The 26,324-nt window shown below is 66.5% G+C and carries 23 protein-coding genes; 11 read left to right on the top strand and 12 right to left on the bottom strand.

The features are described from left to right. The first annotated feature begins 232 nt into the window (after positions 1-232). The 5 genes from KHP16_RS11965 (at position 233) to KHP16_RS11945 (ending at position 6,915) form a co-directional block, all read left to right on the top strand. A complete protein-coding gene (locus KHP16_RS11965) occupies positions 233-829 on the top strand; it encodes an HAD domain-containing protein (protein WP_211960243.1) in 597 nt (198 codons plus the stop codon). A gap of 212 nt (positions 830-1,041) precedes the next feature. Continuing rightward, positions 1,042-2,631 carry a class I adenylate-forming enzyme family protein gene (locus tag KHP16_RS11960; protein WP_211960242.1) on the top strand — a complete coding sequence of 530 codons (1,590 nt, stop codon included), beginning with the start codon at positions 1,042-1,044 and terminating at the stop codon, positions 2,629-2,631. After that, entirely contained in the window at positions 2,628-3,440 is an 813-nt protein-coding gene (locus tag KHP16_RS11955) for an IclR family transcriptional regulator (RefSeq protein ID WP_211960241.1), read from the top strand. Before KHP16_RS11960 ends, KHP16_RS11955 begins: the two co-directional genes overlap by 4 nt. 80 nt (positions 3,441-3,520) lie before the next feature. Then, a complete protein-coding gene (locus tag KHP16_RS11950) occupies positions 3,521-3,886 on the top strand; it encodes a 5-carboxymethyl-2-hydroxymuconate Delta-isomerase (protein WP_109583150.1) in 366 nt (121 codons plus the stop codon). A 71-nt stretch (positions 3,887-3,957) separates the two neighbouring features. Then, entirely contained in the window at positions 3,958-6,915 is a 2,958-nt protein-coding gene (locus KHP16_RS11945; protein ID WP_211960240.1) for a chemotaxis protein CheB, read from the top strand. Here KHP16_RS11945 and KHP16_RS11940 read toward each other — a convergent pair. Genes KHP16_RS11940 through KHP16_RS11930 form a run of 3 tightly spaced genes read right to left on the bottom strand, consistent with a single transcriptional unit; the run spans position 6,902 to position 9,735 of the window. Beyond that, on the bottom strand, positions 6,902-7,900 hold the full coding sequence (locus KHP16_RS11940; RefSeq protein ID WP_115953113.1) for a Bug family tripartite tricarboxylate transporter substrate binding protein: 999 nt from the start codon (positions 7,898-7,900) through the stop codon (positions 6,902-6,904). The genes KHP16_RS11945 and KHP16_RS11940 overlap by 14 nt on opposite strands. 24 nt (positions 7,901-7,924) lie before the next feature. Then, a complete protein-coding gene (locus KHP16_RS11935; RefSeq protein WP_211960239.1) occupies positions 7,925-8,899 on the bottom strand; it encodes a tripartite tricarboxylate transporter substrate binding protein in 975 nt (324 codons plus the stop codon). 56 nt (positions 8,900-8,955) lie between these two features. Continuing rightward, entirely contained in the window at positions 8,956-9,735 is a 780-nt protein-coding gene (locus KHP16_RS11930) for a GntR family transcriptional regulator (protein WP_211960238.1), read from the bottom strand. 102 nt (positions 9,736-9,837) lie between these two features. Here KHP16_RS11930 and KHP16_RS11925 point away from each other — a divergent pair, with 102 nt between their 5' ends. Continuing rightward, positions 9,838-10,686, top strand: coding sequence for an amidohydrolase family protein (locus tag KHP16_RS11925; protein WP_244835765.1), 849 nt, complete (start codon positions 9,838-9,840; stop codon positions 10,684-10,686). A 45-nt stretch (positions 10,687-10,731) separates the two neighbouring features. On the opposite strand, the gene KHP16_RS11920 is transcribed toward KHP16_RS11925, so the two are convergent. Together KHP16_RS11920 and KHP16_RS11915 are read right to left on the bottom strand one after the other, a co-directional pair. Beyond that, positions 10,732-12,228 (bottom strand): M81 family metallopeptidase, encoded by a 1,497-nt coding sequence (locus KHP16_RS11920; protein WP_211960237.1) that lies wholly within the window; start codon positions 12,226-12,228, stop codon positions 10,732-10,734. 25 nt (positions 12,229-12,253) lie between these two features. Further along, complete coding sequence (locus KHP16_RS11915; RefSeq protein WP_211960236.1) at positions 12,254-13,573, bottom strand: MFS transporter; 1,320 nt, start codon at positions 13,571-13,573, stop codon at positions 12,254-12,256. Between the two features lie 161 nt (positions 13,574-13,734). Between KHP16_RS11915 and KHP16_RS11910 the strand changes: the two genes are divergently transcribed. Beyond that, on the top strand, positions 13,735-14,697 hold the full coding sequence (locus tag KHP16_RS11910; RefSeq protein ID WP_179593794.1) for a LysR family transcriptional regulator: 963 nt from the start codon (positions 13,735-13,737) through the stop codon (positions 14,695-14,697). Between the two features lie 22 nt (positions 14,698-14,719). On the opposite strand, the gene KHP16_RS11905 is transcribed toward KHP16_RS11910, so the two are convergent. Next, complete coding sequence (locus KHP16_RS11905; protein ID WP_211960235.1) at positions 14,720-15,592, bottom strand: SDR family oxidoreductase; 873 nt, start codon at positions 15,590-15,592, stop codon at positions 14,720-14,722. A gap of 115 nt (positions 15,593-15,707) precedes the next feature. Between KHP16_RS11905 and KHP16_RS11900 the strand changes: the two genes are divergently transcribed. Further along, positions 15,708-16,637, top strand: coding sequence for a LysR family transcriptional regulator (locus KHP16_RS11900; RefSeq protein WP_109583717.1), 930 nt, complete (start codon positions 15,708-15,710; stop codon positions 16,635-16,637). Here the strand turns inward: KHP16_RS11900 and KHP16_RS11895 are convergent. Further along, entirely contained in the window at positions 16,627-17,541 is a 915-nt protein-coding gene (locus KHP16_RS11895) for a LysR family transcriptional regulator (protein ID WP_109583158.1), read from the bottom strand. The genes KHP16_RS11900 and KHP16_RS11895 overlap by 11 nt on opposite strands. Before the next feature lie 196 nt (positions 17,542-17,737). Here KHP16_RS11895 and KHP16_RS11890 point away from each other — a divergent pair, with 196 nt between their 5' ends. Continuing rightward, the gene (locus KHP16_RS11890; RefSeq protein WP_211960234.1) at positions 17,738-19,081 is read left to right on the top strand and encodes a nucleobase:cation symporter-2 family protein; all 1,344 of its coding nucleotides are present in this window, start codon (positions 17,738-17,740) and stop codon (positions 19,079-19,081) included. Then, positions 19,059-19,601, top strand: a complete 543-nt coding sequence (locus KHP16_RS11885; RefSeq protein ID WP_211960233.1) for a nucleoside deaminase — start codon at positions 19,059-19,061, stop codon at positions 19,599-19,601. Before KHP16_RS11890 ends, KHP16_RS11885 begins: the two co-directional genes overlap by 23 nt. 5 nt (positions 19,602-19,606) lie before the next feature. Here KHP16_RS11885 and KHP16_RS11880 read toward each other — a convergent pair whose 3' ends face one another. The 4 genes from KHP16_RS11880 to KHP16_RS11865 all read right to left on the bottom strand — a co-directional run bounded on the left by KHP16_RS11880 (position 19,607) and on the right by KHP16_RS11865 (position 24,424). Then, positions 19,607-20,569 (bottom strand): AraC family transcriptional regulator, encoded by a 963-nt coding sequence (locus KHP16_RS11880; RefSeq protein WP_211960232.1) that lies wholly within the window; start codon positions 20,567-20,569, stop codon positions 19,607-19,609. A 121-nt stretch (positions 20,570-20,690) separates the two neighbouring features. Next, positions 20,691-21,638 (bottom strand): LysR substrate-binding domain-containing protein, encoded by a 948-nt coding sequence (locus tag KHP16_RS11875; RefSeq protein ID WP_244835764.1) that lies wholly within the window; start codon positions 21,636-21,638, stop codon positions 20,691-20,693. Between the two features lie 52 nt (positions 21,639-21,690). Beyond that, a complete protein-coding gene (locus tag KHP16_RS11870) occupies positions 21,691-23,781 on the bottom strand; it encodes a 2Fe-2S iron-sulfur cluster-binding protein (RefSeq protein ID WP_211960231.1) in 2,091 nt (696 codons plus the stop codon). 25 nt (positions 23,782-23,806) lie between these two features. Then, positions 23,807-24,424, bottom strand: a complete 618-nt coding sequence (locus tag KHP16_RS11865; RefSeq protein ID WP_211960230.1) for a glutathione S-transferase family protein — start codon at positions 24,422-24,424, stop codon at positions 23,807-23,809. A gap of 179 nt (positions 24,425-24,603) precedes the next feature. On the opposite strand from KHP16_RS11865, the gene KHP16_RS11860 reads away from it, so the two are divergent. Continuing rightward, entirely contained in the window at positions 24,604-25,545 is a 942-nt protein-coding gene (locus tag KHP16_RS11860) for a LysR family transcriptional regulator (protein ID WP_115953125.1), read from the top strand. On the opposite strand, the gene KHP16_RS11855 is transcribed toward KHP16_RS11860, so the two are convergent. Beyond that, positions 25,529-26,317, bottom strand: a complete 789-nt coding sequence (locus KHP16_RS11855) for an enoyl-CoA hydratase (protein ID WP_211960229.1) — start codon at positions 26,315-26,317, stop codon at positions 25,529-25,531. The genes KHP16_RS11860 and KHP16_RS11855 overlap by 17 nt on opposite strands. Between the last annotated feature and the right edge of the window lie 7 nt (positions 26,318-26,324).

The following is a 26,324-nucleotide window of genomic DNA, read 5'->3' as shown; positions in this document are numbered from 1 at the left end:
CGTTTCGGGTGTCATTGGGCGGGCATCCGCACTCCCATCCGCACGTCGAAGGGCGCCCCACATCGCAGATGTGTCGGAGCGAAACAAATGACATTGCGGGGTAACCGGGATTTACGTCTTCCATTACCAAGTTACAGAACTGTTGCACTTGGAAGCGCGCCACGGCGCGCCGGACGCGGGAATGCCGGTTAGGCTTGACTCATCGCAACACGAATGACCACACAGGGAAATCATGTCTGAACGCCTCATCATGCTGGACGTCCCCGGCGTCTTGTACTCGGCCCGCTCGGCGGCTCGCCTGGGCGGCACGCCCAACACCGGTACGTTGCGCGACGTGAGGTTCTTCGATCCGATCGCGCTCGGCTTCCTGCGCCGTCTGTTCGGCATCGCCGGCGCCCGGGTCGTGGTCTCCGACGGCTGGCGTCGTGGTACGCCCGCCGCGATCCTCCAGCAGCTCGATCTGCAGATCGAAGGCATGACCCCTCGCGTCGAAGGCGGCCATGGCGCCGAGATCGATGCCTATTTCACCGAGCGCGCCGAGCCCTCCGCCTGGGTCATCCTTTCGACCGCCGCACCGGAATCGATGTCCGCGGCGCAGCGCGATCGGCTGGTGAGCGTGGATCCGGCGGAAGGCCTGACCGTCGAAAACTTCCGCCAGGCGCTGGACATCCTTGGCGTCGCCTGCCCGTCCACGGTCACGCCCGACTCGCGCGTGGACGCGGACCTGCGCGCCAAGCTGCGTCACCTGCAGCAACTGGCCCGCGTGGCCCCGTCGCGTTTCACGCCGGCCACGACGGACGTGGCGCCCGGTATTGCCGTGACGCACTGATCCTCCCTTTTTGATGGCCCGCCAGCGGCGGGGCCACCACGGGCGACGGAGATTCCGTCGCCCGTTTTTCTTCGCGCCTGAATCCGCGCACGCATTCTGCACAGCAGAATATCGGTTCCACAATGCAGTTGACAGGCTCGGCCATCGATGGGACGATCCCGCCCAACGATGCCGGGCGGACGCACGCCTGGCACAGCAACATGGAGACCTGCATGCGCAGCCACGCATCCCCTTCCGCCGTGCCCGCCCCGGGCGCCGCCCAGCCGTCCGTTCCACCCTTCCGCCCCCCTTTCCGACGCCTGCACGAAGCCTTCCTGCCGTGGGCCGCCAGCGATCCCGACCGCATCGCCATCATGGATGCGCATCGGGCGCTGCGTTACCGCGAACTCGATGCCGCGGTGCAGCAGACCGCGCGCACGCTCGCGGGGCTGGGCGTGCAGGGCGGCGACCGCGTGGTCGTCGTGACCGAGAACAGCGTGGGCTGTGCGGTCATCCTGCTCGCGCTGAGCCAGCTCGATGCCTGGTCGGTGCCCGTCAACGCGCGCCTCTCCCCGCGCGAGGTCGGCAATATCGTCGAGCATGCCGATGCGCGACTGACCCTCTACCTCGACAGCGACTTTGCCGAAGCGCGCGAGCATGGCCTGGCGCGCAACGCGCAGTGGGCCGAATGGCCGCACGTGGGCCGCCTGCTCATCGGCCCGCTCAACGCCGGCGCCGCGCGCGAGCCCGTCGCGGACGATGCCGCGGAACAGGTGGCCGCGCTGATCTATACGACCGGTACGACCGGCGCATCCAAGGCCGTGATGCTCACGCACGCGAACCTCATGTTCATCGGCTATTCCAACCGCATGCAGGCGCGCGTGCAGCCTGGCGACCGTATCTATGGCGTGCTGCCGATCTCGCACGTGTACGGCCTGTCCGTGCTGCTGGTGGGTCCCATGTCGAACGGCGCCACCGTTCATTACGAGCCCCGTTTCCGTCCCGACCAGCTCGCGCGCATGCTGCGCGACGAGTCGCTCACCGTGCTGCACGGCGTGCCCGCGATGTATGCCAAGACGATCGAGCGGAGCCGCGCCAATGGCCAGTCGCTGCGCACGCCGTCGTTGCGCATCGCGCAGTGCGGCGGCGCGCCGCTGACCGCGACGCTCAAGGCCGCGTTCGAGGAGACCTTCGGCATTCCGCTGCAGAACGGTTACGGCATGACGGAGACCTCGCCGACGGTGTGCCAGACGCGCGTCGAATCGCCTCGTAGCGATTGCTCGGTAGGCCCCGCGGTGCCGCATGTCGAACTGCGGCTCGGCAACGTGCAGGCCGACGGCAGTGGCGAACTGCTCGTGCGCGGACCCAACGTGATGAAGGGCTACTACCGCCGCCCCGACCTGACCGCCGCGGCAATCGACGCGGACGGTTGGCTCCATACCGGCGACCTGGCGCGCATCGACGCCGATGGCGCGGTGTCGATCGTCGGCCGCGCCAAGGAAATCATCATCCATTCCGGCTTCAACGTGTATCCCGAGGAAGTCGAGCAATCGCTCAATGCGTATCCGGCCGTGCTGCAATCGGCCGTGGTGGGCCGCGCGGTGGAAGGCAACGAGGAAGTCATCGCCTTCCTCGAAGTGCGCGCGGGCATGACGCTCGACGAGGCGGAGTTGCGGGCGTTCCTCCGTGAGCGGTTGTCGCCGTACAAGATGCCCGCGGAGTACCGCGTCATGCAGCAACTGCCGGCGGCGCCGTCGGGCAAGATCCTGAAGGCTGAACTGCGCAAGCTGCTCGGCGACACCACCGCGAGGACGCCAGCATGAACGCGATCGACAGGAACGTGGCTCGTCCCCGCGACGGCTCGCGCAAGGAAGACCGCCATTTCGTGACCGCGCTCGCGCGTGGGCTGGACGTACTGGCGTGCTTCCGCGCGTTCGACGTCGAGCTCGGCAACGCGGAACTCGCGCAGCGCTGCGGCCTGCCGAAGTCCACGATCTCCCGGCTCACGCATACGCTCACCGAACTTGGCTACCTGCAGGCGCTGACCGATCCCGTGCGGTATCGGCTCGGCAGTTCCGCGCTCGGCATGGCGCCCGTCGCGCGCGAAGGCACCGATGTGCTGGCCGTGGTCCGGCCGTACATGCAGGAACTCGCCGATCTGTCGCAGGGCGTGGCATCGCTGATCGTGCGCGACAGGGGACGCATGCTGATCTACGAGAACTGCCATGCAGAGTCGTATCTGACGCTGCGCGTGAACGTCGGCAGCCGCGTGTCGGGACTGACCACGGCCGCCGGACGCGCGTATCTGATGGCGCTGACGCCAGCCGAACAGCGGCAGGCACTGGCCGCGTTTCGCGCGGACGATCGCGCGAGCGCCGCGCAGGCGGATGACGTGCTCGCGCGCGCGCGGGAAGAGAAACAGCGGCTGGGCTGCACGACGTCGTTCGGCGAATGGCTGCCCGACATCAACTCCATTGCCCTGGCCTTTCGGCCGGGACCGTCGCTGCCGCCGATGACGCTGAGCTGCAGCGGTCCGAACGCGATCGTGCCGCCCGCCCATCTGCTGGATGCGGTGCGGCCGCAGCTGCACGATCGCATTGGCCGCATCGAAGCCGCGCTGGGTACGCGTTAGGGCAATGCGCAATTTGTGATACAGGCGGTGGGCGCGGGTATGATGCGCCGATCCCCACTCTTCGCACCACGGAAGCCGTCATGCCGCACCTCGTCATCGAACTCACCGAGAACACCCGCCTGAACTGCTCGCAGGAAGAACTGCTCGACGAAGCCAACGCGGCGCTGCTGGCCAGCGGGCAGTTCCAGGAGCCGGACATCAAGTCGCGCTGCATCACGCTCGGCGTGTTCCGCCAGGGCACCGACGTCGCCGACCGCGCATTCGTGCACGCGACCCTCTCCGTGCTCGACGGCCGCGATCAGCCGACGCGGCGCCAGCTTGGCCAGATCGTCTGCGACGCGCTAGCCGAAGCGGTGCGCGCGGGCGAGGGCCAGAGCGTGCAGATCAGCGTGAACGTTGTGGAAATGGAGCGCGCGATCTACGCCAAGACGGTGATCGGCGCGTGACCGCCCGCCCCTGACGACCTCGATCCGAAGCGCTATCCTGAAGGGAAGCGCTATCCCACGCGGGGAGGACAATGGACAGCTTCAACGGTTCACACGCTGTCGCGCCAGCAACGCCGATCGTCGCGATCGGCTCGTCGGCTGGAGGCATCACGGTGCTGCAGACGCTTCTCGGTACCCTGCCCGCCCCGTTGCATTTCGCGGTCGTCGTGTTGCAACATTTGCCCATCGGCGAATCCAGCCAGTTTCCCAAGCTGCTTGCCCGGTGGACGTCGGCGCCCGTCGTCGTGGCGTCGGAGGGTGTCGTTCCCGAGACCGGGGTGGTCTATGTCCCGTCACCCGACACCACGCTGACGATCGAGGCCGGAGTGTTTCGCACGCAGCCAGCCAGCGCAACGGGGAGCAGCTATCGCCCCGGCATCGACTCCATCGATACGTTCCTGGAGAGCCTCGCCCGGTGCAATGGGGGCGCGTGCGTGGCGGTTATCTTGTCCGGCACAGGCTCCGATGGCACGGCTGGCGCATTCTGTGTACGGCAGGCGGGCGGCGCCGTCATCGTGCAAGACCCCATGACCGCGCTGCATGATGGCATGCCCAACGCCGTGATCCGCCGCGACCTGCACGATCACATGCTGCCGCCCCAGGCCATCGGCAGGCAGATGGCGGTGTGCAGTGCGGCCGGCTATCGCCGGCCAACCAAGACGCGGGAGCCGACGCAGGACTACGACCGCTCGCTTGCTCGCATCATCTTCGAGGTTCGCCAGCACGCGGGGCTCGACCTCACGAGCTACAAGCCGTCGCCCCTGCTATGGCGGGTGCAGCAGCGCATGGACAGGCGGCACGTGCGGGACCTCGCCGACTACGCGTCGATGATCGCCGACGACCCCACCGAACTCGAATCGCTGATCGCGGCGCTGCCCATCCACGTGACGGAGTTCTTCAGGGATCGCGAGGCGTGGGCCGCCCTGACTGAAGACGTCCTGACCCCGCTGCTGCTGGACCGCGGGTGCCGCGCAGCGCTGCGCACCTGGTCGGCTGGATGTGCGAGTGGAGAGGAAGCGTATTCCCTCGTCATCGCGATGGAAGATGTCAGGCGCAGGCACAAGGTCTGCAAGGACTATCGATGTTTCGCGACCGACGCCTCCGCGGAGATACTGCGGCGCGCAAGTCTCGGAGTATTCAAGCCCGATGCCATGAATGGCCTGTCTGCCGAGCAACAGGACGAGTACTTCATTCGCGCGGATAACCGATATCGCGTCAAGCACCATCTGCGCGAACGCATGGTGTTCGCCTCGCAAAACCTGCTATCCGACGCGCCGCTGGCGGGCATCGATGTGGTGGTCTGCAGAAATCTGCTCATCTACCTTGAGCGCCCCGCCGCGATGCAGGCGTTATCCGCCCTCCACAGCAGCCTGCGAATGGGCGGTTACCTTTTCCTCGGCAAGAGCGAGTATTACGACTTGCGGGAACACGGCTTTCGCAGCGTCGCCCCCCACACCAACATCTTCCAGAAGACGGGCGAGTTCACGCGCGGCAGCGCGCGGGCGCTCTACGCTCACGCCCGCCGCAATCGGCCGACCGAACCCGTGTACCGGCGCCAGTCGTGTGACGATCAGTTCGTCTTTCCGAGTGTGCTGCTCAGCCGGGAAGGCGAGATTCTCCGCATCCATGGCGCGGCAGGCGCGATGCTTCGCATGCCGCCTGGCGAACCGACGCACAGCTTCCTGGCGCTGGTCCCGCGCGAGTGGACCATCAAACTGCGCATCGCCATGCAAGATGCATTCGAGCAAGACAAGCAATGCGTCGTCAGCGGCCTGCGGCATCCCGATCATGACGGCACCTTCCGCATCCGATTGACGCCCTTGCGCGCGTCGGAAGGCAAAGCACCGAATCGCCTGCTGGTTTCGTTTCTCGGCGGCGAGGCCGAAGACGCCGCGGATACCGAGACATCGCCGCTTCACGCGGACGCCGAAGCGCTGGCGATCTCTCAGAGCGATCTGGCCGCGTCCAGAGAGCAACTGCAGTCGCTCAATGAAGAACTGCTGGCATCGAACGCACTGCTCAACACCAGCAACGACGACCTGCACGCCGCGGTTGCGGAGCTGCATCTGAAAGTGCTGGAGCTGGAGATGCAGAGCAACGTGCTGTCCGCGGGTGAGGTCATGGCGCTCTTCGTCGATAGCGGCCTGCGGGTCAGGTGGGCCACGAAGTCGTTGAGCAAGCTATTCCCCCTCATACCGGAAGACAGCGGCCGGGCGATCGCCGACCTCGTGCCGAGGTTCGCGGACCCGCGGTTCTATCCGGACCTCCGCGACGTCCTTGCCGCCATCCAGACCAAGGAGGCGGTAGTGCGCAGCGAGGAAGGCCGCTGGTATGTCAGGCGCATGTTCCCGTATGCATCGAAAGATGGCGGAATCGAAGGTGTCGCGGTGACCTTCGGGGACATTACCGAACGCCGCAACGTCGAAGATGCCCTGAGAGCCAGCGAAAGAATGCTAAGGCGTAGCACCGCGTGGATTCAGGGCGAAAAGGAGGCGTTCAAGGCGGCGATGAACGGTGCGCCGTTGAAACAGTCGCTGAATATCCTTCTGAAGACGATCGCGAGCCAATCGGACGACGGCCGCCGTTGCGCCTTCTACATCGCCAGCGACGACGGGCTGCATCACGTCGTCGGCATGTCAGGCGAGTACGCGCGCTGCGTGGAGGGCTTCGAGATCTCCCCCGAATCGCTGGCTTGCGGACTCGCCGTCGCCAGCGGCAAGGCCGTCATCACACCCGATGTTCGGGAGGATCCGCGCTGGGAAGGCTGGCGATGGCTTGCCGAGAGGTTTGGCTACCGCGCGTGCTGGTCGTTCCCGGTGGAGACGTCCGGGGGAAAGCTGGTGGGTTCCCTTGCCATCTACCATCAGGCGCCCACCGCCCCGGACCTGCTCGATATCGAGCTCGCGACCGCATTGACGCACGCGGCCGCCATCATCATTTCACGCGACGACCAGTTTGGCGCCTCATCCGTGGCGCCTAGTCCGGCTTGATGCCGGCGCGCGCCACGATCGGCTTCCACCGCTGCTGCTCCGCCGCGATAAAGCGCGCGAATTCCTCCGGCGTCGAGCCCGCGACGAGTGCCGCGTCGGCGCTAAGGCGCTCCACCGAGGCAGGGCTCTTTACCGCCTTGATGGTGGCCTCCGCCAGCTTGGCGGCGGCCGGCTGCGGCAACGACGCCGGCGCCAGCAGCCCATACCACTGCGTCATCTCGAATCCGGGGTAGCCCTGCTCCGCTACCGTGGGCACATCCGGCAACTGTGGAATCCGCTGGGCAGTGCCTGTCGCGATGCAACGCACCTTGCCCGTCTTGATGAACTGCAGGATGGCGGGCGCGCCGATGGCCGCGGCGTCCAGACGCCCGGACAACAGGTCGGTAATCTGCGGGCCGCTTCCACGATACGGCACGTGCGTGATGAAGGTGCCCGTGGTCGCCTTGAGGTATTCGAAGGCCAGATGACCGGCACTGCCGTTGCCGGCCGAACCGTAGTTCAGCTTGCCCGGTTTGCTCTTGGCCAACGCCACGAATTCCTTGAGGTTCTTCGCGGGCACATCGGGATGCACGACGTACAGGCTCGGCACCTTGGACAGCAGCGAAATCGGCTTGAAGTCCTTGATCGGGTCGTAAGGCAGCTTCCCGAAGATGTACGGGTTGACCGCGAGGGTGCCGATATGCCCGAGGATGAGCGTATGGTTGTCGTCGGCCCGCGCGACTTCGCCCATGGCGATATTGCCCGCGCCACCCGGCTTGTTCTCGACGAAGACCGACACGCCAAGCAATCTGGTGAGCTCCGCCGCGGTCGATCGCGCGACGATCTCCGAACTGCCGCCGGGCGCGAACGGCACGACCAGCCGGATGGTCTTCGACGGCCAGTCCTGCGCGCGCGCCAGCGTGGGCGCGAGCGCCCCCACGCCGAGCGCGGCCATCAGTCCAAGCAGGTGCCGGCGATCGGCGTCATGGGTGCGATGGGTGGACATGGGTCTCCTCCTGTTCTAATGGGGTTATTCCGGTTTGACGTTGCCGTCCTTGATGACTTTCGCCCAGAGCTTCGTCTGCGCATCGATGAAGCTGACGGCATCGGCCGGGGACCCCGTTGCCACCTCGCCGCCCAGTTCGGCGACGCGATGACGGATCTCCGGGCTCGCCATGACTTTCTGCAGCGCGCCCGACAGGCGGCTCACCACGGCTTCGGGCGTGGCCGCGGGCAGGAACGCCGCATTCCACTCATAGACCTCGTAGCCGGCGACGCCCGCTTCCTGCATGGTTGGCACATCGGGCAGCGCCGAGGTGCGCGTATGGCTGGTGACCGCCAGAGGCCGCAGCTTGCCCGCCTTGATGTGCTGGAGGCTCGAGGCCACGTTGGCGAAGAACAGCGGCACCTGCCCGGCGATGACGTCGGTCATGGCGGGGCCGCCGCCCTTGTACGGTACGTGGAGCAGGTCGACACCGCCGCGCTGCTCGAACAGCACGCCGGACAGATGTTGCGCGGACCCATTGCCCGACGACGCGAAGGCAACCGTGCCCGGCTTCTGCCGCGCCAGCGCCAGCACGTCCTTGACGCTGGCTGCCGGGAACGCGGGGTTGGCGACCAGCACGTTCGGATAGCGCGCGAGGACGCCCACCGCGCGGAACGCCTTGGCGGGGTCGTAAGGCAGCTTCGGATAGAGGCTCGGATTCACGGCGTAGGACGACGCATCGACCATCAGCGTGTAACCGTCTGGGGCCGCCTTGGCGACGTACGACGCACCGATCTGTCCGCCCGCGCCGGGGCGGTTTTCAACGATCACGGTCTGGCCGAGCTCGCGTCCGAGCGCGGGCGCGATGAGCCGCGCCATCAGGTCGGCGCCGCCACCGGGCGGATACGTGACAACGATGGTGACGGGCCGCGCGGGCCATGGCGCCGCGGCATCGGCAGCGTACGAGTGCGAGGTATGCACGGCCAGACTGGCCAGCGCGAGGGTCATCAGGTAACGCATGAGGGTTCTCCGTCGGAAATGGGTGATCGCGTGGGATGTGGAGTCGGCGCGTGAAATCACCGAATCTCGGCCGCGTAACGGAAGGCGTAGGCATCGCCCCGCGTCAGCCGGTATTCCACGCATTGGCCTTGAATATCGAATGCCTGTCGCGTGACCAGCGCGCAGGGATGGGATGCGGGGAGTGCGAGCTGCTCCGCTTCGCCGGCTTCCAGCGGGCGGAAGGTCACCTCGTCCATCGCCCGATGTACGGTGATGCCGCAATGCTGGCTCAGCATCGGATAGAGCAATTCGCCCCACTCGGCCGTGGGAATGTCCTGCAGCGCCGCACAGCCCGGCAGCGGCAGCCAGATCGATTCGAGCAGCCGCGGATGGTCCGCCACCCAGCGCCGGCGCGAAATCGCCAATCCGCGGGCGCCTGTGCCGAGCGCGAATCGCGCGGCCATCGTCTTGTCGAGGCGCACGCTCCGGCAGGACAGGATTTCCGAGCGCGGCACCGTGGGAGTGGCGGTGGCGGTGGCCTCGCCATCGGACTCCGCACGAAAGCGGAAAAAGCGCATCATGCTCGCGCCCGGCAGACCGCCCGACAGCCCGTTACGCACGAACGTCCCCTTCCCCTGCACCCGCTCGAGCAGTCCCTGCTGGACGAGCACCGCGATCGCCTGCCGGATTGTGCCGAGCGCGGTGCCGAAACGGCTCGCCAGCGCGCTCTCGGCCGGAATGGCGCTGCCAGGCGGCCATTCCCCCGCGAGAATGCCGTCCTGCAGTTGCCTGGCAATCTGCCCATACCGGCTCATGCCCGCGGCGGCGGCAGATTGAACGATGGGATTGTCGGGCATTGGGTGGCGTGCTAGATTCAAGTCCTATAGAGGACTAGAGTATCAGGGCCGCGCGCGCGGTGCCATATCGGGGGTAACCCGTACAGAGGAGAATCGAGCCATATGATGACGAGCCAGCCGCTGGTGGATTGCCACTTCCATGTATTCGATGCCGGGGTCGCCGTCGCATCGGCGCGCTATCGCCCGTCCTATGCGGCACCGCTGACGGATTGGCTCGCCATGGCCGGCGTCGTCGGAGGCGCGCACGGCGATCCGTACGGCGTGGTGGTGCAGACGAGCTTCCTCGGCACCGACAACTCGATGATGCTGGCCGCATTGGGGCGCATGCCGGCGCGGCTGCGTGGCGTGGCGGTGGTCGATCCGTCCGTGCCGGACGCCGGGCTGACCGCCCTCGATGCCGCGGGGGTGCGGGGGATCCGTCTGAACCTGTATGGCGACGAGGGGTGGCGCCGTATCGAGACGGCGCCATGGCGCGGGCTCTTTTCACGCATTGCCGCGCTGGGCTGGCACATCGAGCTCCATACCGACAACGGGGATGGCGCGACGATTCTGTCGGCGCTCGATGCGGCGATTGGCGACGCACCGGCCCCGATCGTGCTCGATCACTTCGGCCGCCCCGGCGCGGGCGGCGTCGCCGATGCGGTGTTCGACACCGCGCGCGCCGTGCGCGAGCGGCGACCGCTGTGGGTCAAGATCAGCGCCCCTTACCGCCTGGGCGACGGCCTCACCAGCCCGGGCGCGTGGCAGGCGCTGACGACACGCTGGGCCGAGGTCGCCGGCGCGGATCGTCTGCTGTGGGGAAGCGACTGGCCGTGGACCAACCACGAAGGCCCGGCGCGTGCGGACGAATGCCGCGCCACGATGGCATGGCTCGCTACACGCCCCGACCTCGAGGACCGGCTGCGCTGGCGCAACGCCGCCGCTCTCTACGGTTTCGACATACCGGGCTGAGCGCACCGGCGTATCACCGCAAAGCGGCGGCAGAGGACGGGCGCGTCAGCCGGCGAAGGGTTTGCCCATGGGCTTCAGCCGGATGCCCGGCGTCAGACGCGTCCACGGCAGATCGGCGGGGTCGGCCGTCATCGGGCCGGGAGCCTTCGCCACGAGCACTGCATGGGCGATGCCCTGGAAGTCCGCGCGAAAATGGACCGAGCTCTTGTTCACGAGGATTTTCATCGCCTCGGGCTCGACGCCGCCGACGCGATAGAGATTCCGGTCGAGCATCTGTGCCTTGCCGCTGCTGACCACGACCTGCACGCCATCGATACTCAGCAGCGCCACGGGCCCGACATCGGCGAGCATGCCGTGCATCATCGGTCCACCGAAACGGCAGACGCCGTCCGACAGCTTCAGCACTTCGAAACGCGCCTGCAGTGGCTCGTCGCCGGGGACGCCCGACACGCCGCCGAGCGCCACGTCGATCGTGGCGCCGACGCCCGCGCGATGCGCCGCGGCCGCGGCCGCCGGGTCCCATATCAACCCGATGGCAGCGCCCCGCGCGCCGTTGCGCAACAGCGCACGCAGCATGCCCATCGTATTGGAGTCGCCGCCGGCGCCGGGGTTGTCCTGCGTATCGGCGATGACCACCGGGCGCGTGGCGCCCTCCGCCATGCGCATGGCCTCGCGGACCGCCTCGTCGGGCGAGAGGAACGGCACCTCCCATGCGGACTCCTCGGCCAGCATCTTGTCGTAGAGCGCCTGCACGGCGGCTTCCGCCGCGGCGGCATCCTCCGCGTATCCCCAGATCACGGGTCCGCACTCGGGGAAGTCCGCGGCCGGAAAGCCGGGGGCGAACGACAGCGAGACCACTCCATCGGACTCCAGCCCGGCAAGCGCGGCGTACAACCCGCGCGCCGGTTCCAGCATCGTGCACATGCCGTTGATCGGAATGAGGAACGGCAGCCTGCGCGCGGCGGCCCGCCAGCGACGCGGGCCCGTCAACAGCCCCTGCAATAGCTCTGCCGCGCGCACGCCGGTTTCCGCCATATCGACATGCGGATACGTGCGGTACGCCACCAGCGCGTCGGCGGCATCGAGCATGCGTTGCGTGACGTTGGCGTGGAGGTCGAGCGATGCCACCAGCGGGACATCGGGGCCGATCGCGGCGCGCACGCGCGCGAGCAGCTCGCCTTCGCCATCGTCGGCGTGCTCGGCGACCATCGCGCCATGCAGGTCGAGATACACGGCATCGAAACCGCCGTTGCGGGCCGCTTCGACGATCTCTCCGGCGATGCGCTCGAAAGCGTCCTCGGTGACGTGCGCCGACGGGCTCGCGCCGGCCCAGATCACAGGGCTCAGCGTCCAGCCGTTGCGCTCCGCGGCCTGGATGAAACCGCCGGCCGGGATATTCACATCGCGCAGCGCCAGCACATCGCCGCCGCGAACCATCGCGGGAAAGCCCTCCCCGCGCTCGAAGCTCGCATAGGTGGCCTTGGATGGCGCAAAGGTATTGGTTTCGTGCTGGAAACCGGCAATCAGGATTCGGGGTGCCAAAGGGCTCTCCATGTTCAGGGTCATCTTAGATTGCGGCCGGGCTGCCCTGGGGCGTGGGCATGCGGCTGGCCACGAGCGTCACCGCGCCGGCCACGAGCAGGGCCACCATCACGAGCAGGCCGGCCTGCATGCTGCCTGTGGTCGTGCGCACCCAGCCGATGATGGTCGGGCTCAGGAAGCCGCCGATCAGGCCGATGGTATTGATCAGCGCGATGCCGCCCGCGGCCGCATCGCCTTTGAGGTACTGAGAAGGAATGGCCCAGAACACCGTGTAGGCCGTCCACATCATCGCCGTGGCGATGGTCATGCAGAGCAGCGACACCCCGAGGTTGCCGCTGAAGAGCGTGGCCACCGCCAGCGCGGCAGCGCCGATGAACGCGGGCACCGCGCTATGCAGCCGGCGTTCACCGCGCCGGTCCGAACGCCGGCCGATGACGATCATCGCGATGGCGGCCGCGATGTAAGGGATCATCGAATAGAGACCGATCTGCATGGTGTCCGTGACGCCGTCCGCCTTGAGGATGCTGGGGAGCCAGAAGCTCACGGCGTAGATACCGCAAATCATGGTGAAGTAGGCAAAGGCCAGCAGGTAGACACGCGGGTCGCGCGCGACCTCGCCGAACGAATGGTGGCCGCCCGCAGGCGAGCGCAGCTCGCTGGCGATCATGCGCTTTTCTTCGTCGGTGAGCCACCTGGCATCGGCGGGGCGGTCCGCCAGCACGCGCAATGCCAATACGCCGAGCAGCACGCAAGGCAGGCCTTCGACGAGGAACATCCATTGCCAGCCGGCCAGGCCGTGCGCGCCGGAGAGCGCCGTCATCAGCCAGGTCGACAGCGGTGAACCGAAGATGCCACCGAGCGGACCCGCCAGCATCACGACGGCCATCACGCGCGCCATGCGCTGCTGCCCGTACCAGTACGTGAGATAGAAGATCATGCCGGGCGCGAAGCCGGCTTCGAACACGCCCAGCAGAAAGCGCATGACGTAGAACGTGGTCTCGTCGCGCACGAACATCATGCCGGCCGACGTCAGGCCCCAGAGCACCAGAATACGGCTGATCGTCTTGCGCGCGCCAATCCGGGGCAGAAGCAGGTTACTCGGGATTTCGAACAGCACGTAACCGAAGAAAAAGATGCCGGCGCCAAGGCCGTACACCGCGTCGGAGAGGCCCAGGTCGCTCTGCATCTGCAGCTTGGCGAAGCCGATGTTGACGCGGTCCAGATAGGCAAACGTGTAGCAAAGCAGCAGGAATGGCAGCAGGCGCCAGTTCAGTTTTCGGTACAGGGCCTGTTGCGCGGCGCTATCGCGCCCCGGCGTGTTGCGCGGAGGCAGTGTGGGGGTCATGCAGATTTCTCCCGTGATCGCTCGTGGATGCGATGAACGTTGTGCTGGTGCGCTCTTTTAGTTTTCGAGCATCGTGCGGCAGTTGAAATGGCATGGCAAGAGCAACTGAAGTCGGCTATCGTTGCTCATCCGGCAACACTCAACTTCACGCGGATGTCGATATGCGAGAACTGAACCAGCGCAGGCTGCGCTATTTCCACGAGGTGCTGACGCACGGGTCCATCCGCGGCGCGGCGGACAGCATCAACACGTCGCCTTCCGTCATTGCGCGCCAGATACGCCTGCTGGAAGACGAAGTGGGCGCCGCCCTGTTCGACCGCCACGCGCGCGGCGTGCAGCCCACCGAAGTCGCGCAGCATCTGCTGGAGTACTGGCAAGGCTGCCGTGCGCAACACGAGCTGTTCGAGGACCGCCTGCAGGCATTGCGAGGCTTGCAGCACGGCCAGGTGCGCATCGCGACCAGCGAAGGCTATGTCGATAGCCTGATGGATGAAGTGCTGACCGATTTCTGCGCGCAATACCCGCGGCTCGATGTCACGGTGGACACGCTGCCCGTCAACAACGTGCTGCAGGAGGTCGCGGACAGCCGGGCGCATATCGGCCTGGCGTACAACCCACCCTCGCATGCGGATGTGCGCTGGGTCGCCACGTCATCGCAGCCGGTCGTGCTCCTCGTCCATGCCAACCATCCGCTCGCGTTGCGCGGCACGAAAGTCGATGTGCACGAACTGAACGATTTTCCGCTGGCGATGATGCCGCCGGCCTTCGGGCTCGGACAGATCGTCCAGATGCTGTCGTACGCCGAGAACATCCAGATCCGCCCGACGCTGACGACCAACTCGCTCGCCGTGTTGCGGCACTTCGTCAAGCGCCATCACGGCATCACGCTGATGGGCGCGTTTGCCGCCTATCACGAACTGGGCTCGGGTGAGCTGGTCACCTTGCCCATCGCGCATCCGCTGTTCGAATCGGCCAAGGCGCAGTTGCTGGTCAAAACGGGCAGGCCCCTGGGCGTGGCGGCGAACGCGCTGCTCGAACGCATCCGGCGCGACATGCCGATGTTCGCGGTGCCAGCGCCCCGCCGACGGGCAAAATCGTCGGGGCGCAGGCACCCTCGCGGGTAGCCACGCGCGCGGCAACACGCGACTACGCGGCGGCGCGGGCGAGCGCCGTGGCGAACTGTCGGTACGCGCGCAAGGGACGGCCGAGGATACGCGTCAATCGCTCGACATCTTCCGCTTCCGGAATCATGCCGTCGCTTACGTAGCGTTCCGCCATCAAGCGCATTTCGTACGCCATCCACCGGGGCAGGAAGTTGGCGAGGTTGGCTTCGAAAGCCGTGGGATCGTCCCCGCCGTAAGCGATGGCGCGGCCGGTGATGTCCGACCATATCGCGGCCAGCCCGGCACCGGTCAGCGTGTCGGGGCCCACCAGATTGAAGGCGTCATTGGGCAGATCTTCCGGCCCGTCATGCCGGCGGATCAGTTCGAGCGCCGCCACCTCGGCGATGTCTCCAGTGTCGACCATGGCGACGCCCCTGCCGCCGATGGGCATGGGATACACACGGTGCTGCAGGATGACGTCCCTGACCATGTGTTCGTTGTCCATGAAGTATGCCGGCCGCAGCATGGTCGCGCTGAAGCCGGCGTGTTCGATCAACCGTTCCACCGCCAGTTTCACGGCGAAGTGCGGCACGTTCGCAAAGCGCTCCGCGTGCATGACCGACAGATACACGACCCGGCGGACGCCCGACTCGCGGGCCACATTGAGGGCGGTGAACGCCTGCGTGAATTCGTCGCCGGCCACGGCATTGAGCAGGAACAGCGTCCGCACGCCGACGAACGCTTTGCGCAATGCGGCGATGTCGAGCATATCGCCCTGAACGATATCGACGACTGGCGGGAGGTCCGCCTTGGATGGGTCCCGGACGAGCGCGCGCACATCGGCGCCGCGCTGCACGAGTTGACCTGCGACCTGGCGTCCGACACGCCCCGTTGCGCCGGTGATGAGGATGGTCATGCTGTTCTCCTGAAAAGGTTGGCTGAGAAAATCGCACTTGCCAGGAAACAGTAATCGATCCATATTCGGTCCGGTAGCCATCAAAACTGAACACCTCGTCCCAATAATGGAACACATCGATCTTCTCGCGCTAGCCGATTTCAATCTCGTCGCCCGCCACGAAAGCCTGGGCGCCGCGGCGCGCGCGACCGGACGGCCCAAGGCCACACTGTCCCGGAAGATTGCCGAACTGGAGGACAGCCTCTCGCTGCGGCTCTTCGAACGCGGTCCGCGGGGCCTCACGCTCACGCAGGAAGGACACGCGCTATACGCGCGCACGGGGACGCTGCTCGCGGAAATCGCGGAGAGCGCGTCGGCGATCGCTTCCGGTAGCGAACGGCCTCGCGGCCGCCTGCGCATCACGGCGCCGGCGCTGTTCTCCCAGATCGCGATGGGAAAGCTCATCTCGACATTCGCGCGGAAGTATCCCGAGGTGCGGCTGGAAGTCACGACGGAGGATCGCAGCGTTGACATGCTCGCGGAGGGCTATGACGTCGCGATTCGCGTGAACCCGGACCGCGATGAAGACCTCATTGGCCGCATCTTCGTTCGCGACCGACTGGTGGTCGTCGCGGCGCCGGGCCTGCATCGTCCACGCAAGGCCGACCGGCCCGTTCCGGCCATCGTCCGGCAGGAGAGCGAGCAGCGGTCCGGCTGGGCGCTCACCACCCGCGCCGGACAGGTACGGCTTCCGATAACGCCCGTGGCAGTGCTGTCATCGCTGTTCCTGATACGCGATGCGGTACGGCTCGGCATGGGCGCCGCGTGCCTGCCGTTGTCGATGGTAAGCGCGGACCTTGCGTCGGGCGCGCTCTCTCGCTGGGGCGACATCGACGGAACGGAGGTCACGCTATGGGCGCTTTATCCGTCGCGGAGGCATCTGAGCATCCGCGTGTCCGCGTTCCTCGATCACCTGAAGGAGGCCTTTCCCTCGGGTACGCCCGAGGAGCTGGCGGCGTACATCCGTACTAGCTCGCCAATCGCGCCTATGACGCCTATCGCGTAGTACGCTGCCCGCCCGCGCCGACTTCGAAGACCATGTGCCGTTGCAGCCGATGGTGAAGCCATCTGTGCGCGCGACCGCGGCTCGCTGCCCGGCGCCATACGAGGTCGACGCCGACAAGCCAGTCCGTGTGCGGATACGCCGCCAGCTGCAGCTCGACGAGATCGCCTCGCGCCAGTTCATCGCGAATCAGTTGCCGCGGCAGTGTCGCCCAGCCGAGACCGTTGCTGACCATCTCCATCAGCGCGAGGTAGCTTTCCGCCTGCCAGGTACGCGCCGCGCGAAGGTACTCGGTCGTGGGCAGCTTGTTCGCGTGTGCGGTGAATGCGAGGCGGCGATAGGCATGCAGATCCTCGAACGACACGCGTTCGAGAGCGGCCAGCGGGTGCGCGGGATGCGTAACATGGACCATGATGAGCTTGCCGAGCTGCACGAAATCGAGCTCGGGTGAATAGCCCGGCTGCGCGAACGCAATGCCAACCTCGGCGTCGCCTTTCAGCACCAGTTCACTCACGTCCCCCGACATCGGATTGCGAATGGTCAGGTCAACGTAGGGAAACTCGCGCTCGAAATCCATCAGGACTGGCATGACCGTGTTGTAGGGGATCTCGATCGCCAGCGTCAGCTCGGCCGGATTCGCGCCCGCCAGGCTCGCAGCATGCGCTTCGAGCGACCGGCAGCGCTCGAGGACGGCGGTCGCCTCCCCCAGCAACGTACGGCCCGCCTCCGTAACGGTCGGGATCTTGTTGGTGCGATCGAACAACGTAACGCCGAGGTCGATCTCCAGATTGGAAATGGCGCTGCTGATCGTCGATTGCGTCTTTCCCAGCCGTCGCGCCGCCGCGGAAAACGATCCCGTTTCCACCACGACGACGAACACCTGCACCTGCTCCAGCGAAAACCGCATAGTCCTGTTCCATCGAGAAAATCGATGGCTCTTGATTTGGTTTTATGACGTCTCCGATGGATCATGCACTAGCGAAGTCAGGGCATGCAATCAGGCGGGGTCTGAGCGATGCGGCGCCCTGTCTTCGTGCATGTCACGCACATATCTGGGGCAGCGGGAATTCCTCTGCCCACTTCATCAGCGAGGGAGAGGGCGAATGAGCAAGAGCACCGCGGTGAACCCGGTGGACGAGGTGCTGCCGGCGAGGCAGTTGGCAAGTTATGGCTTGCAGCATGTGCTGATGATGTATGCGGGCGCTGTCGCGGTGCCGCTGATTCTCGGCAGTGCGCTGGGCCTGTCCCCGGTGCAGGTAGTCACCCTGATCAACGCGAATCTGCTGACGTCCGGCATCGCGACGATCCTCCAATGCCTCGGCATATGGAGGTTCGGCGCGCGCCTGCCGCTGATCCAGGGCTGCTCGTTCATCGCATTGGCGCCGATGATCATGATCGGACAGCAGTACGGACTCGCCGTCGTGTTCGGTTCCGTCATCGCCGCGGGCGCGGCGACGATTGCGCTGGCGCCGGTGTTCAGCCGGCTGCTCCGCTTTTTCCCGCCGGTGGTCATCGGCAGCCTGATCACGATCATCGGTGTGTCGCTGATGCCCGCCGCCGCCATCTGGCTCGGCGGCGGCGACCCGGGGGCGCCTGAATTCGGCAGCGTGTCGAACCTCTTGCTGGGTGCCGCCACGATCGTCGTCACGCTCGTGATCAACGCGCGCTTCCGCGGCATCGTGGGGAATCTCTCGGTGCTGCTCGGGCTGGTGGCGGGAACGATCATCGCCACCGCGTTCGGGCTCACCGATTTCTCTCATGTCGGCAGCGCCGCCTGGTTCGAGATCAGCGCGCCGTTCGCTTTCGGCATGCCGGAGTTCCGCATCGCACCCGCGCTCATCATGGTGCTGGCGATGCTGATCATCATGGCGGAAACCACGGGCAACTGCCTGGCCATCGGCAAGATCGTCGGCAAGCCGGCGAACCAGCAAACGCTCGGTAACGCGTTTCGCGCCGACGGTCTCTCCACGATGCTTGGCGGCATCTTCAACAGCTTTCCGTACAACGCCTTCACGCAGAACACTGGCCTTATCGCGCTGTCCGGCGTCAAGAGCCGCTATGTCGTGGCGACCGCCGGCGTCATCATGGTGTTGATGGGGTTGTTCCCCAAGCTCGGCGCACTGATTGCATCCGTCCCGCGCCCCGTCCTCGGTGGCTGCGCCATCGTGATGTTCGGCATGACGACCGTTGCCGGCATTCAGGAGTTGTCGCGGGTGAAGTTCGACGGCACACGCAACGCGATCGTTGTCGCCGTTTCGATCAGCGTCGGCGTGTTGCCCATGTCCTTTCCCGCGTTATTCGCGCACGTCGGCGGCACGTGGAAGCTGGTGCTGGACAGCGGCATCTTCCTCGGCGGCATGACCGCGATCCTCCTCAACGTGCTGCTGAATGGCAAGCCGAACACCCACCTTCTGGAAGAATCCCATGAGTATCCCGCCGCTAAATAAAACGTTCAACGCCGAAACGTCCGAAGCCGAAACGTCCCAGGGCATCCGCGCGCGCGATCTGGATCTGCTGCGGCAGTCGATTGCCGAGTCGTACCGGTCGAGGGAACGCGGCCGCCATCCATTTGCGGCGCTCGTGGCCGACGAAGCCGGAAACATCGTATCGGCGGCAGGCAACAACTCGATGCCGCCCGAAGGGGATCCCACCCAGCATGCCGAACTCGTCGCCGCCGCGGCCGCCGCGCGCGTGCTGCCGCCGGGAGCGCTGGCCCGATGCACGCTCTACACGAGCGCGGAACCATGCTGCATGTGCGCGGGCGCGATCTACTGGACGGGTATTGGTCGCGTGGTCTATGCCCTGTCCGAGCACACCCTCCTCGGCCTCACCGGCGACCATCCCGAAAATCCGACGTTCTCGTTGCCATGCCGAGAGGTCTTCGCGCGCGGCCAGCGGCGAGTGGACGTCGCGGGTCCGATGCTCGAAGAGGAAGCCGCCCGCGCGCACGAGGGCTTCTGGAAGTGACGAGGCTAGCGCGCCGCGTCGGGCATGAAGGATGCCGCACGCGGGTTGTGTGCATCGCGGTCGATGGCGGCGTCCATCACGCGCGCGCGCCACCGTCCCGGCGTGGTGCCCGTGGATTTGCGGAACACGTTGGTGAAATGCGCCTGGGAGTGGAAGCCCGTATCGACCGCGATGGCCGCCAGCGCGAGCTGGCCTTCGGATAGCAGCCGCTTGGCGATGTCGAGCCGGGCTTCAATCAGGTAGGTATGGGGCGTCATGCCCGTCGCCAGCAGGAATTGCGCGGCGAAGTGCATGCGGCTGAGTCCCACGTGGTCCGCCATGGCCTGCAGCGAGATGGCCTCGGTGGCATTGGCGCTGATGAAGTCCAGCGCCTTGCGCAGGCGCCATGCCTGAAGCCCTGACGGCCTGCCCGGCGCGCGCGTCGATTGCAATTGCGCGCGCACGAGATACGCCACCACGGTCCGGCACGCGTGGTCGACGAACAGTGCGGTCGAGGGATCCTGCAGGCTCGCCGCTTCGGCCAGCGCGCCGACGAAGCGTCCGAGCACGGGATCCGCGCGAAAGCACGGATCCTCGAGCGCGAATCCCTCCGGTACGTGCTGTCCGCAGCGATGCAGCGTGTCATGCATCGTGCCCGCGGGGACATACAGAATCACCGACTCCATCGGCCGCTCGACGCGGCACCGTACCCGCTCGCCGGGCGGCGTCACCTGCGAGGCGCCGAAATGCCCGCCGCGCGTGAAGGCGCCCACGCCACCCATGTAGCAATCCACCATCGTGTCGGACAAGAGGATCTCGATGGTGTAGTGACCCTCCAATCGCGGGGACGTCAGCATGCGCGGTTCGCGACGGCGATCGCTCCATCTTCCCCATGCGCAGACGGGCGCCGCGCCCGCGGGGAACAGATACGTGTCTCCCCGCCACTGCACCTCCGCGTCGGCGTCGGCGTCGGTGTCCGGAAGGGTCAAAGCTGGCGCGTCGGTATCCATAGGCTGGGCTTATAGGGTGGTGCTCCCAGCCATTTTCGTAAGGGCTTAGCCGCAACGCAATATCGCTTCGCGGGGTGGTCGATAAGCTGCGCTTATGAGCTCAGGCGGCCATCTTCGCGGCAAGCGCGGACGACTCCTGCGCGAGTTGCACGCGCATCTGGCGGATGACGCCCTTGGCGTGTTCGGAGAGCGGCGCGCCCGCGCGAAAAGCGATGACGCTGTTCAGCACAACGTCGATCGAGAGCGGCCGGATGGTCAGCCCTCTGTCCATATAGTCCGCGGCGACGAGCGGATGCGATACGCCGACACCCACGCCGGCCAGTGCGAGTTCGCAGACCGTGTGCGAGTTGGGCGTCTCCACGAGCGGCTTGAGAAAGACGCCGCTCTCGCCGAACTGGTTCTCCAGCGAGATGCGCGTCGGGTCCGCCGAGTTGAGCGCGATAAAGGGCTGCCGCTCCAGATCCTTGGGTGTCACCGTGCGCCGGCGCGCAAGCGGATGGCCATCGCGCATGACGACGACCGCGCGCAAGTGAGCGAACGGTGAATGCTCCAGCCCGGCCATCGAGAGGCCGGCCGCCATCAGGCCAAACTCGACCTTGCCGGCGGATACCGTCTCGTGGACCTCGTGCGTGTTCATCACCTGCAGCGATACCTGCACGCCGCGCTTGTCGGCCTCGAAGGCGGCGATCGCGCGCGAGATGAAGCCGAGGCCGAATGCGGGATTGATGGCGACCGTCAGGCGCCCGAGCCCGTACGAGCGCAAGCTGCGTATGCGGTGTTCGATGTATTCATAGCCGGCGAAGAACCGGTCCACATCGCTCATGAGCGCGCTGGCGGCGGAGGTGGGCTCGAGCCGCCCGCGCGTCCGCGCGAACAGGCTGACCGCGGCAGCAGTCTCGAGCTTGCGGATCGCCTGGCTGACGGCCGGCTGCGAGACGCCCAGCAACACCGCCGCCTTGCTCATGCTGCCCGACGTCATGACAGCACGAAAGATCTCGATCTCGCGAATGCCCATGTCTCTCAGCTCCCGCCGTGTTTGCGCGGGCATTAGCTTACCTGATTGGCTTACCTGATTGGCCTAGCTGCCTGGATTACGTACCTTAGAGATCCAGCAGCAGGCGTGCGCCCCCGCCGGACGATGGGTCGGCGGGCACGGCGCAGCAGATGAGCGCTTCGTCGTCCTCCGTGCGATAGCCGGGCGCGACCGCATAGGCCACGGCGCCCTCGACGATCTTCGTGCGGCACGTGCCGCAGGTGCCCCCTCGGCAACTGAACTCGGGACTCAGGCCCCGCGACTCGGCGAGATCGAGCAGCGAGCCGCCGCCGGGACTCCAGCGCGCCTCCTTGCCGGATCGGACGAATGCCACGGGCGTGGGCGTTTGCGCGGCGGTCCGCACCGGCCCCGCGACGATCGCGCCGGCGCCGGCGTCCTGTCGCCGGGTCAGGCCAGACGGACCGAAGGCTTCGGCATGAATCCGTGCGTCGGCCACATTGAGATCGCGCAATCCATCGTAGGTGGCCTGCATGAAGCCCGGCGGGCCGCACAGATAGAAATCGTAGTCGTCGAACGGCAGCGTGCGGCGCAGCAGCGCTACGTCGATACGCCCGGCGATATCGTAGTCCTTGCCTTCCTCGGCATCGGCTACCTCCGACAGCACGCGCACGCAGCGCACCTTCCCGCCGGACGCCTCGACAAGGCCACGCAGCTCCTCGGTGAACGCCCGCTCGCCGAGCGATCGCGCGGCGTGGAACATCCACGCCTCGCGGATCCTGCGCTTGCGCAGTCCCTCGTAGACCACGTGCCGCAGCATGGCGAGCAGCGGCGTGACCCCGACGCCCGCTGCGAGGAACACGGCAGGCCGGCGCTCGGCCGCATCGACGACGAACTGTCCGGCAGGCGCGCGTGCCTCGATCACGCTGCCGACGCGCATCGTGTCGTGGAGGTATGTCGAGACGACGCCCTCTCGCTTCACGCTGATCCGGTACCGGCCGTCCGATGGCGCGACCGAAATCGTGTAAGTGCGGATAACGGGCTTGCCACAGGCAGGCGGCGTGACGCGGATGGGCAGATGCTGTCCGGCCATGTGCGGAATCATGCCGGCCGCATCGTCGGGTTCGAGGTGAAAAGAACGGATCGTGGAAGATTCGTCCACGATATCGACGACACGGAACGGCCGCCATGCGTTGGCCAGCGCGGCCGCTTTCAGCCGCTCCGCGGCCTGGTCCCAGCTTCCAGTCATCAGCGAATTCGGCGACCATCCATTCGCCAGAAACGTCCACCGCACCGGCAAGGCGTCGGGCCGATACACGATGTGTTGCGGCGTGAAGTGCCATAGCCGCTCGGCACCCTGGAAGGCGCCGATCTCGGGGTCGTCGAGCGTGACCGACGCCGTGCCGCTCAATTGCAGCATGTCGCCCGTCTCGAAATCGACAAAGGTGACGCTCGCGCGCGGGTTGACGAGAAAGTTGCCGAGCGTGGCGAAGAACAGATTGCCCGCGAAATCCGGCACCGTGAGCACACCGTCTTCGCCTACGCGCACGAAGCCCGCCTTGCCGCCACGGCTCGAAACATCCACCTGCCTCGCGCCGCCCCGCTCGCCATCTACGTACGACGCGACGAAGAGCATGTCCGCCGCGCGGATCAGTGCGCGCTCGCGCTCGCCCAGCGCGGCCAATCGCTCGACAGGCGCCGTCGATGGCGTAGACGGGTCTCGCGCGAATGCCGGCTTTCGCAACTGAATGTACTGGGGGCAGTTGCCGAAGCTCTGGGCCACCGTCACCTCGAACCCCTTGTCGGTCCGGTTGGCCACCGTGCCATTCATGCGGTTGCGCCGGCGCGTGTGGAACTCCACCCCCAGCAATCCGACGCTGGCACCGTCAGCGAGCCCCGCGCTCGCGGGATCGCGCGGATCGGTGATCACGTCGACGTGCAGCGACGTCGGCGCCGGCGATTGCATGAAGCCGGACCGACCGGCGATCACGGTGGCCCAGGGAAGACCGTCGGCATCCACGGCTCCCATCACCAGAAACGGTAGTCCCGCGAAGAACTCACGGTGCTGGTCCGGCATGTAGTCGCGAATCACGCGACGCCCGACGTCGCGCATGCGCTCGGCGACGCCGAGTTGCCGTTGCATCGAAAGCTCACCCGCATGCCAGGGCGAAGCCGCCTCGCTACCGTTTTCCGTTGCCATCGTATGCCTCCGTCGGCTGTTGTCTTCACTGGTTGGCAGTGAGCCCCGCGGGCGTTCTGACGAACGGGAAGAACCCCGGGAGCGCTTCGATCCGCTGCAGCCAGGCATTCACGTTTCGATAGGCAGACAGATCGACATTGCCTTCCGGGGCGCGCGCGATGTATCCATACAGCGCGACATCGGCGATCGTCGGGCGGTCGAGCGCGAGGAACGCGTTGCCTTCCAGTTCCGCGTCGATCAGCTTGAGTATCGCGTGCGCGCGCCCGATCACTTCCTCGGCGTTGTAGCGCGCGCCGAATACGGTGATCAGCCGCGCGGCGGCGGGACCATAGGCGATCTCGCCGGCCGCGATGGATAGCCACCGTTGCACGGCCGCCGCCTGCACGGGCGCCTCGGGCAGCCAGTCCGTCTTGCCGAGCTTCTTGGCAAGATAGACCAGAATCGCATTCGAATCCGCAATGACATCGCTGCCATCGACGAGGACCGGTACCTGACCGAAGCGGTTCAGCTTGAGGTATTCGGGCGACTTGTGCGCGCCGGCGGCGAGGTCGACCTCGATGGGCTCGTACTCGACGCCCAGCAGGGACAGCAGAAGGCGCACGCGGTGCGAATGACCGGACAGATGGTGGTAATAGAGCTTCATGGCAGGCGATCTCCGAGAGGGGGGTGCAGGTGCAAGACTATTGCGCGGCGCCCCGCCGGGTATTGCAACTTCGCACGAACGCCATCGGGATGTGCGGACGACGAAATCTGCTATCTTTTGCACCCACCCACAAGGACGGCCTGCATACGAGGCCGACCGACATACAGGGACGACCTGCCTTGCGCTACGAACTAACGGATCTTCGGCTATTCCAGGCCATCGCCGAAGCGCATAGCCTGGCCGGCGGCGCGAACGCCACGCATATCACCGCCTCGGCCGCGAGCTACCGGTTGAAGAACCTCGAGCATGCGCTCGGCATCCCATTGTTCGTGCGCGGACCGCGGGGCATGGATCTGACGCCCGCGGGAGACATGCTGCTCGCGCACGTGCGCGAGTTGCTGCAGGGCATCGAACGCATGCATGCAGAGGTGGGGCAGTTCGCCAGCGGGCTGAAGGGACATATCCGGCTGCTGGCCAACAGCAGTTCGCTCAATGGCTTCATCATCCCGAGCGTGAGCCGCTTTCTCGCGGCGCATCCGGAGGTGAATATCGACCTGGAGGAGCGCGCGAGCCAGGCCATCGTCGCGGCCGTCACCGCGCATGAAGCCGATATCGGCATCCTCGCCAACGAACTCACGGACGACGCGAGCGCCACTGGCGTACGCGCGGTGCGCTATGCGGTGGACGAGCTCGTGCTCGCCATGCATGCCGGCCACCCGCTGGCGCGCGAGACCAGCGTCCGCTTTGGGGCGGCGCTGGCGTTCGACTTCGTCTGCATGAGCCGCAACAGCAGCAACTTCCTGTTCCTCAAGGACATGGCGCAGCGAGCCGGCCGGCAGCCCAACGTCCGGTTGCATGCGCATGGATTCGAAGCCGTGCTGTCGCTGGCGGAAGCCGGCGTGGGCATCGCGCTCGTGCCACGCAGCGTGGCCGCCGGGGCGATAGCGGACGGACGCGTCGTGGGCGTCGCGCTCGACGAGCCCTGGGCCGTGCGAGAGCTGAATCTCGTGACGCGCGCCGACGGCAAGCTCCCGGGCTTCGCCGCGGCGTTCGTGCAGTTTCTGCTGAGCGATCCGCGCGTGGCGATCACGCGCGAACCGTCGCCTACCGTTTCCGGTTGATAAAGCCCGCCATGTGCTGCTGAGGCTCGCCCGTCTCGAACGCCTTGCCGAACTCGCTTACGCTGTCCTCGATGGCATCGTCGAGCGGCGCCTCTTCCCACGCGCGGAGCAGCCGCTTCTGTTGCCGCACCACCTCCGGCCCGAAGCTGGCCAGCAACTCGGCGATCCGCGCGACTTCCGCGTCCAGCGCCGTCAGCGGCACGACGCGGCTGACGAGTCCGGCCGCAAGCGATTCCGCAGCGTCGGCGATCTCCCCCGTCAGCAGATACCACGCCGTGCGGGCGTTGCCGATGAGGCGGGGCATCAGCGCCGCATGGATGACCGACGGGATGCCAACCTTGACCTCGGGCATGCCAAGCCTGGCATCGTCCGCGGCAATGCGGATGTCGCACGCCAACGCCAGTTCGAGGCCGCCGCCCAGACACCAGCCCGGCATGCGCGCGATGACCGGCACGGGGAAATGGCGCAGCGCATTGCAGAGGTCTCGCAGTCCGCTGATGAACGCCTCCGCGGTGTCACGCTGCAGCGCGGCCATCTCGTTGATATCGGCACCCCCGATGAAGCCCTTGTCGCCGGTGCCGCGCACGATCAGCACGCGCACGTCGCCACGATCTGCCAGCGCCTGTACGGCCTGCGTGAGGTCGGCGATGACGGGCGTGCCGAGGATGTTCAGTGACTTGGCCTGCCGGATGGTGATTGTCGCGATGCCACGCGCTCCCACTTCCACGGCGGCGTGTTCATTCGACAAAGAGGTGGACAGATTCTCGCTCATCGCACGT

Origin of the sequence: Cupriavidus plantarum (genome assembly GCF_905397285.1) — a bacterium.
Lineage (GTDB): Bacteria > Pseudomonadota > Gammaproteobacteria > Burkholderiales > Burkholderiaceae > Cupriavidus > Cupriavidus plantarum.
The sequence above is the reverse complement of the archived record's forward strand: the minus strand, read 5'-3'. Positions and strand labels throughout refer to the sequence as shown.

Bases quoted from the DNA above. Each gene is read 5' to 3' on its own strand.
- KHP16_RS11965 (WP_211960243.1), top strand. From the start codon at position 233: ATGTCTGAACGCCTCATCATGCTGGACGTCCCCGGCGTCTTGTACTCG.
- KHP16_RS11960 (WP_211960242.1), top strand. From the start codon at position 1,042: ATGCGCAGCCACGCATCCCCTTCCGCCGTGCCCGCCCCGGGCGCCGCC.
- KHP16_RS11955 (WP_211960241.1), top strand. From the start codon at position 2,628: ATGAACGCGATCGACAGGAACGTGGCTCGTCCCCGCGACGGCTCGCGC.
- KHP16_RS11950 (WP_109583150.1), top strand. From the start codon at position 3,521: ATGCCGCACCTCGTCATCGAACTCACCGAGAACACCCGCCTGAACTGC.
- KHP16_RS11945 (WP_211960240.1), top strand. From the start codon at position 3,958: ATGGACAGCTTCAACGGTTCACACGCTGTCGCGCCAGCAACGCCGATC.
- KHP16_RS11940 (WP_115953113.1), bottom strand. From the start codon at position 7,900: ATGTCCACCCATCGCACCCATGACGCCGATCGCCGGCACCTGCTTGGA.
- KHP16_RS11935 (WP_211960239.1), bottom strand. From the start codon at position 8,899: ATGCGTTACCTGATGACCCTCGCGCTGGCCAGTCTGGCCGTGCATACC.
- KHP16_RS11930 (WP_211960238.1), bottom strand. From the start codon at position 9,735: ATGCCCGACAATCCCATCGTTCAATCTGCCGCCGCCGCGGGCATGAGC.
- KHP16_RS11925 (WP_244835765.1), top strand. From the start codon at position 9,838: ATGATGACGAGCCAGCCGCTGGTGGATTGCCACTTCCATGTATTCGAT.
- KHP16_RS11915 (WP_211960236.1), bottom strand. From the start codon at position 13,573: ATGACCCCCACACTGCCTCCGCGCAACACGCCGGGGCGCGATAGCGCC.
- KHP16_RS11910 (WP_179593794.1), top strand. From the start codon at position 13,735: ATGCGAGAACTGAACCAGCGCAGGCTGCGCTATTTCCACGAGGTGCTG.
- KHP16_RS11905 (WP_211960235.1), bottom strand. From the start codon at position 15,592: ATGACCATCCTCATCACCGGCGCAACGGGGCGTGTCGGACGCCAGGTC.
- KHP16_RS11895 (WP_109583158.1), bottom strand. From the start codon at position 17,541: ATGCGGTTTTCGCTGGAGCAGGTGCAGGTGTTCGTCGTCGTGGTGGAA.
- KHP16_RS11890 (WP_211960234.1), top strand. From the start codon at position 17,738: ATGAGCAAGAGCACCGCGGTGAACCCGGTGGACGAGGTGCTGCCGGCG.
- KHP16_RS11885 (WP_211960233.1), top strand. From the start codon at position 19,059: ATGAGTATCCCGCCGCTAAATAAAACGTTCAACGCCGAAACGTCCGAA.
- KHP16_RS11875 (WP_244835764.1), bottom strand. From the start codon at position 21,638: ATGCCCGCGCAAACACGGCGGGAGCTGAGAGACATGGGCATTCGCGAG.
- KHP16_RS11870 (WP_211960231.1), bottom strand. From the start codon at position 23,781: ATGGCAACGGAAAACGGTAGCGAGGCGGCTTCGCCCTGGCATGCGGGT.
- KHP16_RS11865 (WP_211960230.1), bottom strand. From the start codon at position 24,424: ATGAAGCTCTATTACCACCATCTGTCCGGTCATTCGCACCGCGTGCGC.
- KHP16_RS11855 (WP_211960229.1), bottom strand. From the start codon at position 26,317: ATGAGCGAGAATCTGTCCACCTCTTTGTCGAATGAACACGCCGCCGTG.